This is a genomic window from Cyanobacterium sp. Dongsha4, from assembly GCF_036345015.1.
Classification (GTDB): domain Bacteria; phylum Cyanobacteriota; class Cyanobacteriia; order Cyanobacteriales; family Cyanobacteriaceae; genus PCC-10605.
In genome coordinates, this window is the sequence record NZ_CP084098.1 from 2,886,726 (window position 1) to 2,905,682 (window position 18,957).

At 33.1% G+C, this 18,957-nt stretch carries 13 protein-coding genes; 9 read left to right on the forward strand and 4 right to left on the reverse strand.

The annotated features are described in order from the left end of the window. Window positions 1-252: 252 nt before the first annotated feature. Together Dongsha4_RS12440 and gltX are read left to right on the forward strand one after the other, a co-directional pair. Complete coding sequence (locus tag Dongsha4_RS12440) at window positions 253-1,599, forward strand: diguanylate cyclase domain-containing protein (RefSeq protein WP_330202689.1); 1,347 nt, start codon at window positions 253-255, stop codon at window positions 1,597-1,599. A gap of 234 nt (window positions 1,600-1,833) precedes the next feature. Then, window positions 1,834-3,279 carry a glutamate--tRNA ligase gene (gene gltX / locus Dongsha4_RS12445; protein ID WP_330202690.1) on the forward strand — a complete coding sequence of 482 codons (1,446 nt, stop codon included), beginning with the start codon at window positions 1,834-1,836 and terminating at the stop codon, window positions 3,277-3,279. A 100-nt stretch (window positions 3,280-3,379) separates the two neighbouring features. Here gltX and Dongsha4_RS12450 read toward each other — a convergent pair whose 3' ends face one another. The 3 genes from Dongsha4_RS12450 to Dongsha4_RS12460 all read right to left on the reverse strand — a co-directional run bounded on the left by Dongsha4_RS12450 (window position 3,380) and on the right by Dongsha4_RS12460 (window position 8,097). Beyond that, window positions 3,380-5,182, reverse strand: coding sequence for a hypothetical protein (locus tag Dongsha4_RS12450; RefSeq protein WP_330202691.1), 1,803 nt, complete (start codon window positions 5,180-5,182; stop codon window positions 3,380-3,382). A 143-nt stretch (window positions 5,183-5,325) separates the two neighbouring features. Next, entirely contained in the window at window positions 5,326-5,955 is a 630-nt protein-coding gene (locus Dongsha4_RS12455; RefSeq protein WP_330202692.1) for a HupE/UreJ family protein, read from the reverse strand. A gap of 120 nt (window positions 5,956-6,075) precedes the next feature. Beyond that, window positions 6,076-8,097, reverse strand: coding sequence for a Piwi domain-containing protein (locus tag Dongsha4_RS12460; protein ID WP_330202693.1), 2,022 nt, complete (start codon window positions 8,095-8,097; stop codon window positions 6,076-6,078). A 343-nt stretch (window positions 8,098-8,440) separates the two neighbouring features. On the opposite strand from Dongsha4_RS12460, the gene Dongsha4_RS12465 reads away from it, so the two are divergent. The 7 genes from Dongsha4_RS12465 to hypF all read left to right on the forward strand — a co-directional run bounded on the left by Dongsha4_RS12465 (window position 8,441) and on the right by hypF (window position 17,979). Further along, window positions 8,441-9,199 (forward strand): biotin/lipoate A/B protein ligase family protein, encoded by a 759-nt coding sequence (locus Dongsha4_RS12465; protein WP_330202694.1) that lies wholly within the window; start codon window positions 8,441-8,443, stop codon window positions 9,197-9,199. Window positions 9,200-9,331: 132 nt separating this feature from the next. Next, a complete protein-coding gene (gene hflX, locus Dongsha4_RS12470; protein ID WP_330202695.1) occupies window positions 9,332-11,011 on the forward strand; it encodes a GTPase HflX in 1,680 nt (559 codons plus the stop codon). A gap of 104 nt (window positions 11,012-11,115) precedes the next feature. Next, a complete protein-coding gene (locus tag Dongsha4_RS12475; protein ID WP_330202696.1) occupies window positions 11,116-12,057 on the forward strand; it encodes an RluA family pseudouridine synthase in 942 nt (313 codons plus the stop codon). Between the two features lie 425 nt (window positions 12,058-12,482). Beyond that, window positions 12,483-13,922 carry a Re/Si-specific NAD(P)(+) transhydrogenase subunit beta gene (gene pntB, locus Dongsha4_RS12480; protein ID WP_330202697.1) on the forward strand — a complete coding sequence of 480 codons (1,440 nt, stop codon included), beginning with the start codon at window positions 12,483-12,485 and terminating at the stop codon, window positions 13,920-13,922. Between the two features lie 219 nt (window positions 13,923-14,141). Continuing rightward, on the forward strand, window positions 14,142-14,489 hold the full coding sequence (gene hypA, locus Dongsha4_RS12485) for a hydrogenase maturation nickel metallochaperone HypA (RefSeq protein ID WP_330202698.1): 348 nt from the start codon (window positions 14,142-14,144) through the stop codon (window positions 14,487-14,489). A gap of 87 nt (window positions 14,490-14,576) precedes the next feature. Further along, window positions 14,577-15,317: a hydrogenase nickel incorporation protein HypB gene (hypB, locus tag Dongsha4_RS12490; RefSeq protein WP_330202699.1), complete on the forward strand. Its 741-nt coding sequence runs from the start codon at window positions 14,577-14,579 to the stop codon at window positions 15,315-15,317. Window positions 15,318-15,612: 295 nt separating this feature from the next. Continuing rightward, window positions 15,613-17,979 carry a carbamoyltransferase HypF gene (gene hypF, locus Dongsha4_RS12495; protein ID WP_330202700.1) on the forward strand — a complete coding sequence of 789 codons (2,367 nt, stop codon included), beginning with the start codon at window positions 15,613-15,615 and terminating at the stop codon, window positions 17,977-17,979. Between the two features lie 143 nt (window positions 17,980-18,122). Here the strand turns inward: hypF and Dongsha4_RS12500 are convergent, their stop codons facing one another. After that, window positions 18,123-18,890, reverse strand: coding sequence for an HAD family hydrolase (locus Dongsha4_RS12500; protein ID WP_330202701.1), 768 nt, complete (start codon window positions 18,888-18,890; stop codon window positions 18,123-18,125). Window positions 18,891-18,957: the final 67 nt, after the last annotated feature.

The following is an 18,957-nucleotide window of genomic DNA, read 5'->3' on the forward strand; positions in this document are numbered from 1 at the left end:
TATAATTTTTAACAAGTGTTTTTTTCTCTATTTCTGAAAATTAATCTCCTAAAAAATCAAAAATAATGGGAAAAATATATAGTAGTCCTAAATCATTTATGAAATGTGGACTATTGACCTTTTTTGTTAACCATACACTTAAACATGACATTCTGTTCTGGTCAATAAATTTTATCCCGAATCGAGTTAAGATACCATTTATTTTATCACCAAAAAATTAACACCACTAAAATATAATTGCTACAAATAGATATGTTAGATAGAGAAACCTATGATTTATTAATAGTAGATGATATTGCTGAAAATATTAAAGTATTAGCTAATATTCTAACTCATAGTAATTATAATGTGAGAAAAGCACTAAGCGGAAAAGTTGCTTTAAGGTCGATAAAATCGAGTCCTCCAGACTTAATTTTATTAGATATTAAAATGCCAGAAATGGACGGTTATCAAGTATGTCAAATTCTGAAAGAAGATCCAGAAACAAAGTCAATTCCTATTATTTTTATTAGTGCTTTAAATGAAGTTTTTGACAAAGTAAAAGCCTTTCAAATGGGAGCAGTAGATTATATAACTAAGCCATTTCAAATTGAAGAAGTCATTGCTAGAATTAATAATCAATTAACTATTCAAAAACAGAAAAAATTACTACAACAAGAAATAGAAAAAAGAAAAGAAACAGAGGAGATACTATATCAATCACGAGCATTATTAGCCAGTATTTTAAATACCTCTTTAGATGGAATTGTTGCCTTACAAGCAGTGAGAAAACCTTTTAGCACCCATATTGACGATTTTCGCTGTTTGGTGGTTAATCCTGTATTTGCCAAAATTATTAATCGTCATCGAGATGACTTAGTCGGTAAATTGGTAGGCAAAAAAATAATGTCAAAAATTGATCCTAATTTATTTAGTAAACTTGTAGATGTTGTTGATAATGGGGGAGTTTTAGCAGAGGATATTTGCTTTAAACACAATAATCAGAGTCGTTGGTATCATTACATCGCCACTAAATTGGGAGATGGTTTCTCCGTTACCATTAGAGATATTACCCGCAGAAAAAAAATGGAGTTGCAATTAGAATCTCTTGCTAAAATAGACGCATTAACTGCGATCGCAAATAGAAGACAGTTTGATGAAATTATAGCCAATGAATGGCAAAGACACCAAAGACAACAACAGCCATTAACCCTAATTATTGCGGATGTGGATAATTTCAAAGCCTATAATGATAATTATGGACATCCTCAAGGAGATGAATGTTTATATCAAATTGCCCAAGGAATTAGTAGAAGCGTCAAAAGGGCAGGAGAATTAGTAGCCAGATATGGCGGAGAAGAATTTGCGATAATCTTACCCAATACTTCTCCTCAAAAAGCTATCAATTTAGCTAAATTAATTCAGAAAAATATTAGAGAATTACAAATTATTCATGAATATTCCCCTACCAATGAAGTTATTACCCTTAGTTTAGGGATAGTAACCATGATTCCTTCATTAAATAGCGACTACGAAAGAATGATAAGTATAGCTGATCAAGCCTTATATCAAGCGAAAAATAGTGGTAAGAATAAAATTGTAATGGCAAAACCAGAGTAAAAAGGGAAGGGGCAAAGTAAAAAGGGCAAAGGGCAAAGGTAAATAGGGAATAGGGAATAGGGAATAGGGAATAGGCAATGGTTTAAGAATTAATAACTCCTAACTCCTAACTCCTAACTCCTAACTCGTTTCTCCCCAATACCCCAAAACTCTGATACCTGAAACCTGACACTCCAACACGGTGATTTCGATAGAATAGAAGACTGCAAGAAATATTTATGATTGTTAAATTTTATGTCCGTTAGAGTTAGAATTGCACCATCTCCCACAGGTAATTTACATATCGGCACAGCGCGCACAGCAGTTTTTAATTGGTTATTTGCCCATCGTCATCAAGGTTCGTTTATCCTAAGAGTAGAAGATACGGATTTAGAACGCTCTAAGGCTGAATATACTGAAAATATTAAATCGGGCTTACAATGGTTAGGATTAAATTGGGATGAAGGTCCTTTTTTTCAAACAGAAAGATTAGACTTATATCGTCAAGCTATTCAAACTTTATTGGATAAGGGGTTGGCTTATCCCTGCTATTGCACTCCCGAAGAATTAGAGGCAATGAGAGAGCAACAAAAAGCTAATAATCAAGCCCCTCGTTATGATAATCGTCACCGCAATTTAACCCCTGAAGAAATGGCAGAATTTGAGGCTCAAGGGCGTAAACCTGTGATTAGATTCAAAATTGATGATTCTCAACAAATTGTCTGGAAAGACTTAATCAGAGGCTCTGTGACGTGGCAGGGTAGCGATTTAGGGGGGGATATGGTTATTGCCCGAATGCCTGAAAAAGAGGGCGATCGCTTCGGACAACCGTTGTATAATTTAGCGGTAGTGGTGGATGATATAGACATAAATATTACTCATGTAATTCGAGGAGAAGATCATATTGCCAATACAGCGAAACAGATTTTGTTATATCAAGCCTTAGAGGGAAAAGTGCCAGAATTTGCTCATACTCCCCTAATTTTGAACTCTGAAGGCAAAAAACTGTCTAAGCGAGATGGGGTTACTTCCATTGATGATTTTCGGAAAATGGGTTTTGTCGCTCCTGCTATTGCTAATTATATGACTTTATTGGGATGGACTTCCCCAGATGGAGAGGAAATTTTTACCCTTGATGAGGCGGCGACTAAGTTTAGTTTAGAAAGGGTGAATAAAGCGGGGGCAAAGTTTGACTGGGATAAACTAGATTGGATTAATAGTCAATATCTTCATCAAATGTCTGCGGAGGATTTATTACCTTTAATAACTCCTTATTGGCAAGAAGCTGGTTATCAATTTAATCTTGATACTGATGAAAATTGGTTATTAGAAATTACCGCTTTAATTGCCCCTAGTTTAACTCGTTTAACTGATGCTGTAAAAGAAGCCCAATTATTTTTTAATAATGATTTTTCTTTATCCTCAGAAGCCCAAGAATTTATCCATTCTGTTGGGGTAAAAGAAGTTTTAGAGCAAGTTATTAATAGCCTAAATGAAGATTTAACCATTGACTCTGCTAATGCTATTATTAAACAAATAACTAAGGATTTAAAAGTTAAAAAAGGTTTAGTGATGCGATCGCTTCGTGTTGGTTTAACAGGAGAATTACATGGGCCAGATTTATTACAAACATGGTCATTACTTCATCAAAAAGGAGTAGATAAAAACCGTTTACAAATCGTTTTAGAATCTTTAAACTAAGCAGAAATTAACCTGAGTTCGGAGTTAGGAGTTATTAATTCTTAATTCTTAAACCATTGCCTATTCCCTATTCCCTATTCCCTATTTACCTTTGCCCTTTTTACTCCTTGCGAATAATACGGCGAGAATCACATTTTTCCCTTACCTCTTCCTTGCTGAGATTAAATTCAGCTTTCACAGAGTAATTTCTTCCCTCATGGAAACTAGAGTTATAAAGAAAAGTTAGAGGGGTAAAACCCACTAAACAAACTTCTTCATTTTCTTTAATATCTGCAATAATTTCTTGATCAACTCGACTACTCATGAATTTCTCTAATGACATAGCATTAGGATAAGTAAAGTCCCAACGAGTTAAAATAGCAAAAATCATTAACACCATTGTGGCAACATAACCATAATTTTCAGGTTTTAGCCATTTATTTTTAGTAATAGAATAATGATTAATTAATAAGTATAAATTTAAGGAAATTAACACTATTATCCAGTACATATAATAACGTAATTGATAAGCAAAAGGTAAAAATGGTGTTATCAAACTTAAAATAATTATAAATATTAAAGCCGTTCTAGTTTCTGGGTTATTTTTCTTACATAAAAACGCAAATAAAATCAAGTTAAATATTACATAAAAAGCGAAGTATCCACCCATGCCAAAACTATCTGCTTCCAAGGGTACATAATCCATCGCAATAGTCCAAGGCCAAGGGCGACGCTCATCAAAAGCACCTATTTCCAACAGAGAAAATATCCATCTTTGAATTGGAGACATAGATGCGATCGCATCTGCCATATAAGTAGAACTAGGTACAACTGTGTGGTTTAATTCATAGCCAAAAAGAGAAACTTTTAAAGGATAAAAAGGATTTTGATAAAACCATAAATTTTTAACCTCCGTTGCGAAAATTAATAACCCAGAAGCGAAACTAATTATTAATAATTTGACAATATTTTTTACTTTATTGACAGGATTAAAGCGATAAAAAATTAACCATAAAATTCTAGCCAAAACCACCAAAATTAATAAAAATAAAGGAGGAACTAAAAGATATTTACTGTTAGCGGCAATGAATCCACCAATGATAAAAACAATAATATTTTTAGGTTTAATAAAATCTTCTTTAATAAAAAATAAGTAGGTAATTATAATAGTAATAGAAAAACCAATATTAGTAAATAAATCTACATAAGCACTGGTAACAGCAATATGAAATAAAGGAACAGCTAATAAAGCTAAAGATGATAAATAGTAAGGAATTTTCAGATAATTTTTAACAAAAATAAGATAACCAATGAAACTAAAAAAACTAACTAAATTTGCCCCTTGAGGACGCTCTAAACCAAACAACCACCAAAAAAAACCCTGCAAAATATTGGGCAACATAGTAGAAGTATTGTAAAAAGGTTCTCTTTCAACTTCAAAAACATATTCTTGAGGAGAAACCAAGCCCCAAAAACGAGCGGCAAAAGGTAACTGATACATCCAACTATCGCCATTAGGCCAATCCACCGCCACAATGCTTTTTAAAGCTAAAAAACAAACAATTACTCCCGCAAAAATTTGTAAAGCCTGAGAGTTATTAATGGTAATAATTCTTTTAAGAAAAGGATTGATATTTGGGAATAAATTGATGTTTCTTGCTAGAGGTATTTTAACACAAATTAAACCAACGATTATTACTAATAATCTGATGTAGCGAAAATTACCACCAAGTTTTAACCAATATCCTACTAAGCCTAAAAATAAGGCAAAAGCCATAAGATTTAAGCCGATAAAAATTAATTTATTTTTTTCTACTACTTTGGATAAATTATCAGAAATAAAAGGAAATTTACCCTGCAATAAATAAAAACTAGCAACAGAAATTATGATGGCAAGAATCGCACTAACTAGAGGAACAAACATTATAGTTATAGAATTAGTTTCAGCTAATCGCTAAATTATTTTAACCGTTTTACCGAAAAAAAATAAGATGGAATTATTGGATTGGGGTAGTGAGGGCAGTGTTGAAAAACTTAACGCAACTTAATATTTAGATTGAGTGAAACTTATACACCGAAAAATCCAGCAGTAAAAATAATACCCATACCGCAGAGAAGATAACCTACAAATTTGAGATTCAAGGCAGATGAAGAATTCTTTTGCCAATATTTTCCTAATTGATAAGCCGTGAAACTAATAAAACTCTGAATAATAGCAAAACCTGCTAAATAGGATATTAAGGGTGTTGTTTGCGCTCCAATAATGCTTTCTCCATAGGCATAACCATGAAAAATACCTGCAACTATAGCTAAACTTACCACCACAAATTGAGGTAAAATTCTGTCTCTGGTTAAAAGGATACCTGTCACAAAAACAGATAGAGAAATAATTAATTCTGGTAAGGGTAAATCAATACTCATTAAGTGTATAACTGTACCTAAAATGGAAGTTAAAACAAAACTTAAAGGTATAGTCATACCCAAAGAAAAGAAACTAGCTAAAAATCCCACTCCCACCACAAAGGCTAAATGATCTAATCCAATGATAGGATGGGCTAAACCAGACATAAATCCGGCAAAAAAACTATTGGGTGTTTCTCCTCCCATAGCATGGTGAGCATATGCAGGAGTTGCAATTAATAAAAGTAAAATTGTCGATAGGATTAATCTACTGTTTCTTGATAAACTTTTCTTCATTTGGACTGCTCCAAAAAATTGTGAATACCTAATCATCATATCTTTAAACAGTCTTTTCTCTTTACCCATGAGGGGGAATAATAAGTAATGAGTAATATGTTATTGAACTTAGGTTGTTTATTACAGCCAAAATGGTACACTTCCATCTGTAGCATGAGGGCGTAATCCCCTTGAGGCTAGAGTAGAGATTTTATCGGCATAATAAGTCGTAACAGGTAGCCTAGGAGGGCGTTCTGAACCATAATGGAGTAAAGTTAAAGATAAAACAGAATGCAGGGCAGATTCTAGGGGAAAAGGAGGATGAGTACGAATTTTTAGCGGACGTGGTGTGCCCATATTAGCGGAGAAATCTGATGAGACTAATAAGGCCTCTGTTTCACTTAATTTAAAAATACTACCTTTTGGAGCATTTTTTGTTTTACTATCTTCCCTAGCATATAAGCGAGGATTACCATTTTTAATAATTTCCACAAAATAAAAAGTGGCGTTAATATCCTTACCCCATGCTAATAATGATTCTTTTTCCTGAAGAGGTAGTCTGCCATCACGATGAATGACAATTGTTTTATTAGAAAATTCTTTAACGGGAAACATGTCTTGTAGAATATGACTAGGAATTATTTCTCCTTCTAGCATCGCATCACGGATACTATATCGTAATAGTTCGCCATTATTAAAATAAATTCTCGCCATAGCAGCACTGTTGATAGTGCCTGACAAAGCACGTTTTTTCTGACGAGAAACATCTAAACCTATAACAAAATCTGCATATTTGAGTGGATGAGCCAAAATATAGGGTATAGTTCCTGTTTTGGCTAAAATTCCTAGTAAAATGTTTTTCAAAGCATATTCATTGTTGATAGTTTCTGGTCTAATTACCTGACTAGGAATGTCATTTTTTAAGGTAAGATGTTTAAACTCTTCGTAAAGAGTCCGCTCATTGTTTTTTCCTTCTATTTTTCCTTTAATAATTGCTAGAATAATATTCGGTTTTCTTTCTTTTAATCTCTCGATCGCACTTTCTAAATTAAATCGACTAAGACTATGTATATTTTCTTCCCCTGCTAAGTTTAACTCATAGCCTAAGCCCTCTTTTCCCAAATTTTTTCTAATATTACTTCTTAAATCATCTAAGTTCAAATTAGGTACAGTATTTAAAATTCCAATTCTTATCTTCTGATTTTGAGAAGGTTTATAAACTCCAAATTTTTTCACAGAATTAAAGACATTTTTGTTATCTTGATGATTATTAGCAAAAAGTAATTTAGGAGAATAATTGAGCTTGTCTTGAGTGAGAAATAAATGCTGATGACGACTAGAAGCGTAAGCGTTGCCCACCAAATTAGTTTTTTTAATTAGTTCAATAATGGGAATAAGAAATTTTATTCTTTTATCCGAAGTAATTTGTAACTTTTCACTAATTTTTAGTCGTTCATAATCTTGATTATAAATTCTGATTTTCAAAGCATTTACTACATAATGATAAAGATTATTAGTTTCCACAATTAATTCTTGATCATTAGCTTCTGTAATAATACGCCGCATTCTATCGCTGATGGAATAACTTAAGAGTCTTTGTCGATTATTATTTTCCCCTAATCTGCCGATGATAGAAGTTATTGTCATAGCGGATTGAAAATCTGGTTTTGTTATGTCTGTAACGTGAAGTCCTAATATTTCATTTTTATTCTCGATCTTACTTAAGTAGTCTTTTAGTGTTTCTTTATAGCCTAGTCTTGATTTAAGAGAAATAGAGACAGAGGGATGATTATTGACAACATAACCATATTTCTCACATTCATAGGTAATAGTATATTTGCCTTTATTTTGAATAAATTTCTTCAGGATTTCTCTGATATTAGGATTAATATCCCCTAGTAAGCTATGAGCTACGAAGTCAGCTATACCTTGATGGGATGGAGTTATTTTATCATTGGGGATTATTGATTGTAGAGAGTTTTTAAAAATATCATCTTTACTTTGCCAAAGTAGAGTGATGAAATCATTAAATTTAGCCTCCTGTTGAGGAGAATCAGTAATTAAACATTGATTTATTCTATCCCAATACCAATGACCAGAGAAATTTTTTTGTAATTGATATTGAAGTTTTCTACCCACTTTATCTTTATTTTCTGATGTCATAGTTGCGATTGAATAAGTGGAAAACTTGGGTAAAGATTTTAGTTGAATAGGGAAAATTTCAGCAAACAATTCCATCGGCAATTATTAATATTTAGACTATGTACTACTCAAATAAAAGTATTTTAAACTATAGTGATCCCATTGAAGTTATGAGATTATTATGAGGTCTTTTTAACTAGATTGAATTAAACATTCTGTAACCTTATCAAGTCTTGATTTTAAGAATAAAACAAGCATAGAGTGCGGAAAATATTAATACTCTAATTTTCTCAGAACTAAGATAAAAAAGTAAGTAATTCCACTTAGAATAGATAGAAACTTATCTGTGTCTCTAATCTCGAAAATGTTTCTTAATCAAAAACCTGTCTGGCGATTAATTCCTTTATTTTGTGCTAGTGGGAAACTACAAATGGCGATCGACCTTTGGTTGCTTCAGCAACACAAAGAAAAAAATACTACTCCATCTCTCAGGTTTTATACATGGAATCCCCCTGCTATTTCTATCGGGGTTAGCCAAAAAAAACATATTCCTTCCCATTGGCAAAATTTAACCTATGAAAATCAACCCTTAGAAATTGTTAAACGCCCCACAGGAGGCAGAGGGGTTTTACACTTAGGGGATTTAACTTATAGTGTTGTTACTTCCTATTCTCAAGGCACTGTCATAGAAACTTACGAGGAAATTTGTCAATTTCTAATTTTAGGGTGGGAAAAGTTGGGTTTATCTCTTCATTTAGGGAAGCCCAAACAAAAGTACTTAAATTCAGCAAATTGTTTTTCCTTAGCTACTAATGCAGATTTAATGGATGATGAGGGTAATAAATTTATTGGGAGTGCTCAGTTAAGACAAGGTAAATATCTTTTACAACATGGTTCAATGATGGTAAAGTGCGATCGCACAGCACCACTAACTTACCGCACTCTATATGAACAAGTATTTAATTCATCTCCGCCTCAAATCAATATACCTAGTGGTTTAATTATGCCAAAGATAGTCAATGTTTTGGTAGAAGCCGCCGCCGAGTGTTTTCAATGTCATTTTGAGATACAACCTCTTTCGGTGGAAGAAATTACAGAAATTACCGAAACAATGGTGATATAAATTTTATGTGAAGATTAAGAGCAGGTATCAGGTTTTAGGCCAATGGTTGACATAACAGAAAATAAATAATTTGATAGATTTTATATATCAGGGCGAATATAATCCCACCAATATACCAATTATTAATAGTTAATGTCTATCGAAACAATTTACGGAAACTTACAAGGATTAAAACCTAACCAACTCAAACAGTTACAAAAACTATATCATCAAAGAATAAGCGGCGATCGCATCTCTACCATTGACCTCGCCGAAAGAATAGCCGCCCTGTCCACCGAGTTAAAACAACCCCTGAGCGTATATCTAAATCGCCGTGGCCAAGTCATGAGAGTGGGAGTCGGTACGCCCCGTCAAACCCAAATTCCTCCCCTAGAATTGCCCCGTTACGGTGAGCTAAGACTGTCAGGGATTCGTTGTTTAAGCACCTCATTAAAACCCACACCGCCGGGTGAGGCCAGTTTAACCGCAATGGTAAGACAAAGACTAGATGCTTTAGTTATATTAACCCTCACAGGACAAGGAATAATCCGTAAAGGAGGAGGGGCTAGGGGATTTGTGGATAAAGCCTATTTATGCCATTTGCTACCCCTCAAAGATACTGATAATTATTGGGATGTATCACCTCCGCAATCTTTAGATGATATAGTCGAACAAGATTTTCTCGATTTAGTTACTAACTTAGAAGCAGAATTTAGCCGAGAATTTATTGCTCAAGAAGTTTCACCCCAACAAGAAAGAGTTTTATTAGTGGGTTTACAAACAGGAGATAGAGACGAACAAAAATTCCAAGATAATCTGCAAGAATTAGCCCTACTGGTAGATAGTGCAGGAGGAAAAGTCTTAGCCACCATCGAGCAGAAACGCTCTCACCCTCATCCTCAAACCCTTGTAGGTGCTGGAAAGGTGGAAGAAATCGCCCTACAGGTACAAACATTAGGAGCAAATTTAGTGGTATTTGATCGGGATTTGTCCCCCGCTCAGGTACGCAATTTAGAGTTACAGTTAGGAGTCAGAGTGGTCGATCGCACCGAAGTAATCTTAGATATATTTGCCCAGAGAGCTCAGTCAAGGGCAGGTAAATTACAAGTAGAATTAGCCCAATTAGAATATATGTTACCCAGACTGACAGGAAGAGGACAAGCCATGTCTCGATTAGGTGGCGGTATCGGCACTAGAGGCCCTGGTGAAACAAAATTAGAAACAGAAAGAAGGGCTATTCAAAAAAGAATCACCAGACTACAACAAGAAGTAAACCAACTGCAATCCCACCGCTCGAGACTGCGTCAACAAAGACAAGCCCATGAAATAACTAGCGTTGCCATTGTCGGTTATACCAATGCAGGAAAATCTACTTTAATTAACACCCTTACCAACGCCGATGTTTACACCGCAGATCAATTATTTGCTACCTTAGACCCCACCACCAGAAGATTGACTATTACAGACCCTAACACATCTGATACAACCACATTGTTAATGACCGATACCGTGGGTTTTATCCATGAATTGCCCCCTCCCCTTGTGGATTCCTTTCGAGCAACCCTTGAAGAAGTAACCGAAGCGGATGCACTATTACACGTTGTGGACTTGTCTCATCCTGCTTGGGAAAGTCATATTGAATCTGTTAAAGCAATTCTTGCCCAAATGCCTCTAGCCCCATCCTTAGAATTAATTGTCCTCAACAAAATAGATAAGGCAAACAGTGAACATTTAACCATTGCCAAGGAAAAATATCCCCAAGCGGTTTTTATTTCTGCCCAACAACGTCATGGTTTAACCACACTGCGCGATCGACTTTTACGATTGTGTTAAGGCAAATAGTTGATAATTAATAACTCCTAACTCTCCAACACCAGTTAGTGTTATGCTTTGGACATAACCACATAAGTATTTTGAGAAATAAATTTAAGCTGAGAATGACAAGTGAGCAGTACCAACAAAAATTAGTTGTCGATAAAGGAGGAATTAGAATTGATGTTTGGTTAGGAGACAATATCGACAGTATATCTCGATCGCGCCTACAAAAACTCATTAGTGAAGGACAAGTTATCGTTAATGAGCAAGTATGTGAGAGTAAGAAAACCATATTAAAAGCAGGAGATGAAGTAATAGTTAGAATACCGCCTCCTGTTTCTTCTCATCTTATCCCCGAAGCTATCCCCCTAGATATTCTTTATGAAGATGAATATTTACTCATTATCAATAAACCTGCTAACTTTGTGGTACATCCAGCACCGGGTCATAGTCAGGGAACTTTAGTAAATGCTTTATTATCCCATTGTCCTGATTTAAAGGGTATTGGTGGTGTTGAACGTCCTGGTATAGTTCATAGACTAGACAAAGACACAACAGGGGCGATGGTAGTAGCTAAAACAGAGCCAGTTTTACACCATTTACAGGGTCAAATCAAGGCAAAAACAGCAAAAAGAGAGTATTTAGGGGTTGTTTATGGTTCTCCTTCTGTTTCAAGCGGTATCGTGGATTTACCCATCGGCAGACATCCATGCGATCGCAAAAAAATGGCAATTTTATCGGAGGAAAAGGGAGGAAAACCTGCTGTTACCCATTGGCTATTAAAAGAAAGAATCGGTAATTATAGCTTAATTCAGTATCAACTAGAAACAGGCAGAACTCACCAAATTAGGGTACATAGTAGCCATATAGGACATCCTATCATCGGAGATCCTTTATATTCTCATGGTAAATCTGTAGGAGTCAATCTTACAGGACAAGCCCTACACGCTTTTCGTCTTACTTTAACTCATCCTATCACTAATAATACTTTAGAAGCGATCGCACCTTTACCCCAAGAGTTTGAGAAATTATTACGCATTTTAAGACTAAAAATTCATGGCTAGATAAGGGGAGATTAGTTAGGCAGGGCTGTTTCATTTTCAAATTTTCTGGTTAAGGCAGGGAATGGGGAATAGGCACTCTTGCAATAGTTTTTAATGGTTTATGGTTATAAATTGATAATCTCAACATTTTTAACTACTTCTTAATCCTCAAAGCTCTAAAACCCTATATTCTTTTACTGGCAATAGTTTTAGCGTTTTTGTATTTCTACTTTGAAACAGCCCTGAGATTAGTTAGGGGGATTAGGGTATTGGGGGGAAATTTCTTTTTTATCTTAAATCTTAACTCCGAACTCCGAACTCCGAACTCAAATTATTGCCCTTTTTACTTTTAAAACATTCTTAACAATTGAACCCCGATAAATTTTATAACCTGATAGTAGAGAAAAAAATAATTCTTGAATGTAAATAGCTACAAATCAATCTTTATGAGTCAGAATTTAATTACAGTAGCGTATATTGGTGCTAGTGCTTTGTTTATTCTTAGTCTAGCAGGGTTATCTAATCAAGAAACTGCCCCCAAAGGTAATATATACGGAATTTCAGGAATGGCGATCGCATTTATTGCCACAGCCTTTAGTCCACAAGTAACAAACTATACCACGTTGATAGGGGCAATTATTCCTGCGGTAATAATTGGGGCAATCTTAGCCAGTAGAGTGGCCATGACGGCAATGCCAGAGTTAGTGGCAATTTTACACAGTTTTGTCGGTTTAGCCGCCGTTTTAGTGGGGGTAGGCAATTACTTACAACCTGAATCGGGATTAGTGGGTGCAGAAGCCTTTATTCATCAAATAGAGATTTATGTGGGAGTATTTATCGGTGCGGTTACTTTTACTGGTTCAATTGTCGCTTTTGGTAAATTAAGAGCAATTATTAGTTCAAAACCTTTGATGTTACCTGCTAGACATCTACTAAATATAGGAATGTTAGGCGCAACCATTTATTTGGGTTATGATTTCCTTCACTCTGAATTTGGCTTACAACCTCTCCTCATTATGACGGGTATTGCCTGTTTGTTGGGAATCCATCTTGTCGCCGCTATTGGTGGGGCAGATATGCCAGTGGTTATCTCTATGTTAAATAGTTATTCTGGATGGGCCGCCGCCGCAGCAGGTTTTATGCTCAATAATGATTTATTAATTATTACTGGTGCTTTGGTGGGTAGTAGTGGGGCGATTTTAAGTTATATCATGTGTAAAGCGATGAATCGTTCTTTTATTAGTGTTATTCTAGGAGGATTTGGCGAAGGAAGCTCTAATAAGAATAATTCTGTTCAAAAACAAGAAGTGGGAGAAGCCGTCGCTACTAATGTGGAAGAAGTTGCCGATTTATTAGTTAGTGCTAAAAATGTCATCATTACCCCCGGTTATGGTATGGCTGTTGCTCAGGCACAACAGGCGGTTTCTGAAATTACCAAGATACTGCGCGATCGCAAAATTAATGTCCGTTTTGGTATTCACCCCGTAGCAGGACGTTTACCTGGTCACATGAATGTATTGTTAGCAGAAGCAAAAGTTCCCTATGACATTGTATTAGAAATGGATGAAATTAACGAGGATTTTCCCGATACTGACGTGGTTTTAGTCATTGGAGCTAATGATACTGTTAATCCTAGCGCTTTAGAAGACCCCAATAGTGCGATCGCAGGTATGCCTGTATTAGAAGTGTGGAAAGCAGAAAATAGTATTGTGATGAAACGTAGTTTAGCCACAGGTTATGCTGGAGTGGATAATCCCTTATTTTATAAGGAAAATACAAAAATGCTCTTCGGTGATGCTAAAGCCAATCTTGATGCTTTATTAGTAGTGTTGAGAGAAAAAGTTAGCAAAGGAAAAACTAACAATAAAGTTTTAGTAACAGCATAATTGAGATAAATAATTAAGTAATGAGTAAAAGTTAATTAGGGTGTTAGGGCATTGGGGTATTGGGGGAAATTTCTTTTTTATCTTAAATCTTAACTCCGAACTCAAATGATTGCCCCTTGCCCTTTTACTTTTGCTTATTCATGACAGTAAAGGGATTTACCTTTTTTTACTAATAGGTAATATTTAACGAAACTAGCTATACAATGTGGTACTAAAATCATGCACGAATTAAGCATTATGGAATCTACCCTCGAAATAGCAATTAATTACGCAAAGCGAGAAAGGGCAAAAAGTATTAAACAGATTTCCTTGAAAATAGGAGAATTATCTGGGGTGATTCCTTCGGCACTAGAATTTGCTTTTGATGTGATTACTAAAAATACCATTGCTGAAAATGCAATTTTAAAAATCGAAAATATCCCTGTTTGTTGTTATTGTCAATCTTGCGAAGATAAATTTTATCCTCCTCTTCAATATATTTTTGAATGTCCTTTCTGTCATCAATTAAGCCATCATATTTTACAAGGAAAAGAAATACAATTAAGTTCATTAGAAATAGAAAATTAAATTAAATACTCAATATTTTTTAACATCAAATATCTAATTTTATAGATAAAATAAAAGTATAGTTAATTTAAGTAAATTTTGACTAATATGTGTACTGATTGCGGATGTAGTGTCACTCCTGATATAGTTAAAATTAATAATAAAATCGAATATCAACATCAATTAAAAACCTTAAATATTCATCAAGATATTCTTTCAAAAAATAATCATATTGCCAATCATTGTCGAGATTTATTCAAGCAGAAAAATATTTATACTTTTAACATTTTATCTTCCCCTGGTTCAGGAAAAACAACTTTTATTCAAAAGACTTTAACCGATTTAAAAAATATTTATAAAAGTGCCGTTATAGTGGGAGATTTAGCAACAGATAATGATGCCCAAAGATTAAAACAAACTTCTGCTCAAGTTGTGCAAATTACCACAGGTAATATATGTCATTTAGAAGCTGAGATGATTCGTCAAGCCTTAAAAGAAATTAATTTAGATAATTGTCAATTATTGATGATTGAAAATGTCGGTAACTTAGTTTGCCCCTCTGCTTACGATTTAGGAGAAAATAAAAGAATTGCTTTATTATCCGTGACAGAAGGAGAAGATAAACCCTTAAAATATCCTACCTTATTTAAAAGTGCAGATGTGGTAATTATTAACAAAATAGATATAGCAGAAGCAGTAGAATTTAACCAAGAATTGGCTCTTAAAAATATTCATCAAATTGCCCCTCAAGCTAAAATTTTTATGGTATCTTCTCGTAAGGGAAATGGAATGAATAATTGGTATAATTATTTACATAAAATAAGCATAATAAAAACCACAGTAATTTAATATCGCATTTATCAGAATCTGAGGTTGTTTAATTGTGGTATTAAACATTGTTGAATCACTAAAAATATCTAACACTCAAAATATTATTAAGTGCCTAGACAAAATAGATTGTATATTTTAAAATTAATCCAAATCTTGTAAATACTTCGTTAATCGTTGCCTTTCTTAAGGTAAACATACAATTAATTTTACTCGCTCACTTATCATTCCCTATTCTCGAATTAAACTAAAAATCGTCGCTTAATTCACCAATGCCCCTGAAACCAGCCCCAACCTGAGATTACATCTGTTATATATGAGTTTAAGTAGATATGAAATCAAAATAAGCGGTTTAGTGCAAGGAATAGGATTTCGCCCTTTTATTTATCAATTGGCACATAAATTAAATATTAACGGTTGGATAAATAATTCCTCTGAAGGAGTGACAATTCACATAGAGTGTAGCCCCGAAACACTTAATTTATTTATTGCTAAAATTCACCAAGAAAAACCTAAACAATCCTATATTGAAAACTTAGTAATTAACCCTTTAAATTTTGTTGGCTATAAATCATTTATAATTAGAGATTCTAAAAGAGTAAATAAACATATTTCTGCGAATATTTTACCAGATTTAAGTGCTTGTAATGATTGCTTAAAAGAGTTATTTGATTCTCAAAATCGTCGCTATCGTTATCCTTTTATTAATTGTACTAATTGTGGTTGTCGTTACTCTATAATTAAAAAGTTACCTTATGATCGCATCTTTACAACAATGAATAAATTTAAGATGTGTGAAGAATGTGAGAAAGAGTATAAAAATCCCCTTGATAGACGTTTTCATGCTCAACCCAATGCCTGTGAAAAGTGTGGACCTCATTTAGAATTATGGAATCACAAAGGAGAAATATTAGCTAAATTTGATCAAGCCTTAAAAATAACTTGTGAGTTAATAAAACAAGGTAAAATTTTAGCAATTAAGGGCTTAGGAGGATTTCATTTAGTCGTTGATTCTAGGAATAAATCAGCAGTAAATAAATTAAGACAATTAAAAAATAGACCTGATAAACCCTTTGCTTTAATGTATCCTAATTTCGATAAAATTACTCAAGATTGTTATGTTTCTTCCTTAGAAAAAAAAATATTATTATCTTCAGCTTCTCCTATTGTTTTACTAAGAAGAAAAAAAGAAAATAGTCTTAGTTTGATTTGTTCAGAAATTACCCCTAATAACCCTTATTTAGGTATAATGTTGCCCTATACGCCTTTGCATCATTTATTATTAGCAGAGTTAAATTTTCCCATTATTGCTACTAGCGGAAATCGTCAAAGTGAGCCTATTTGTATTGATGAAACAGAGGCTTTAGTTAAATTAAATTCCATTGCTGATTACTTTTTAGTTCACAATCGCCCTATTTTTTCTCCTATAGATGATTCTATTGTCAGAGTTGTTGACAATCAAGCTGTTATTCTTCGTTGTGCTAGAGGTTATGCTCCCTTATCTATTGCTCTTAATAATCAAAACATAGCCCATAATAAAAATATTTTAGCATTAGGAGGACACTTAAAAAGTGCGATCGCACTTAAGATAGATAATAAAGTTTTTCTCAGTCAATATTTAGGTAATTTAGATAACCTAGAAAATGAAGAATTATTAAATAATACTACCCAAAAATTAAAGAATATTTATCAAATTACACCAGATTTGATAACCTGCGATTCGCATCCAGATTATTACTCAACTAGATACGCAAAAACAATAATTAATAAATTTTATAAAGAAGAAAAACTCAGTAAAAATGAGGATATAAAAAATTCTATTTCTCTAGTACAAGTACAACATCATATTGCCCATATTTATAGTGTTATTGCTGAACATAATTTAAAATTACCCTTATTAGCAATAGCATGGGATGGCACAGGATATGGCTTAGATAAAACTATTTGGGGGGGAGAGTTTTTTTTAATTACAGAAGAAAAAATCCAAAGAATTGCAACATTTTCACCTTTTCCATTATTAGGAGGAGAAAAAGCAATAATTGAGCCAAAAAGAATTACACTAGCCTTATTATTTCAAGTATTTAAAGCAGAAAACAATTTAGAAATGATCATTAATAAATTAAAAATCAATCAATATTTTAGCACTCAAGAATTAGCTATTTTAAAAAAAATGTTAGTTAGGCAAATAAATAGCCCGTTAACATCTAGTGTGGGACGTTTATTTGATGGTATTTCCTGCTTATTAAAACCGAGAGAAATAATAACATTTGAAGGACAAGCTGCAATGGAATTAGAATATTTAACTAATGACATCACAACCACAGAAACTTATCCTTTTAGTTGGCAATATAATGCAGATAAATGTAATTATATTTATTGGGAAAGTATCGTTAGAAATATTGTTAAAGAATATCTTGATAAGCAATCAATCAATTATATTTCCGTAAAATTTCATCAAACTTTAATTAAAATTATATCAACTATTGCGGAAAAAGTTAGACTCAAAAATATTATTTTAGCAGGAGGTTGTTTTCAAAATAAATATCTCTTAGAGAATACAATTGATAACTTAAGAAAAAATAGTTTTCAAGTTTACTATTCAAAAAAAGTACCTATTAATGATGGAGGTTTAGCATTGGGACAAATATTATTTAGCTTATCACCGAATCTAATAAAATTTTAATAAAAACTGAGAACTATTATTTCTAAAAATTTTACCTGATTTGAATTAATTATCTTGTCAAAAAAGGGAAAGATGATAGTATCTTAGTATTTTTTTTATGGTTTATTTTTTACAAATAATGTAGCAGTGCTATATAAATTAAATTATTTTAGATTACGCCACTTATCTAAAGATAATAACTGAATATGAGATAAATTTTTTGCTTTTTTTCTAACATAATCGGTGTTATAACCCCAACTGGCTAAAAATAATTTTACACTTTGTAAATCAGATTGTTGATAAACTAATTCTAGGGCTTCAAGTCTATCTTCAATAAAGTAAACTTCCTGAGGATTAACTTTTTCAATATCAATAATAGAGCGTATGGTTTCATATTTAGGGCATTTTGCTTCTTTGCCAATAATCGCTACTGAAGGTAAAAATATTTCCTGTTTTTCTAATAATTTTCTGGTAAATGTTTCAGATTTAGTAGTAACAATATATATTTTGATACCCTCGTTGATTAACTTCTTTATATGTGGAATTATGCCCTCATAAAAACTATGTAAATTAAGCCAATTTTGCAAATTTTCCTCAATTTGTTTTTGTCGCACTTCATCCAAAGTTTTTATCAGAGTTTTAATGGTTATTCCTTCTTTTTCTATAGTTTTTATAGCCTTTTCTCTAATTACTTGCCAATGATTTAAAATATTATCAACAGTTTCTCCTTCGTCAATTAAAGTTCTTAAAAGTAAAGGCATTTCCCAGCCTGTTTCTACCACAGGACGCAAAATATTAAATTTTTCCTGTAATAATTGCCAATTAATTTCTCTTGTTTGCCAAATTTTCTGATAAACTAATTTACTAGAATAAAAATATTCTAATAATCCATTACAAATCACACCATCAAAATCACTTACTAATACTTTCATTTTATTTCGTTCAAAAAACGATAAGTTTTGTTATTTATACGATAATTACTAATTAAAAATCTGTCAA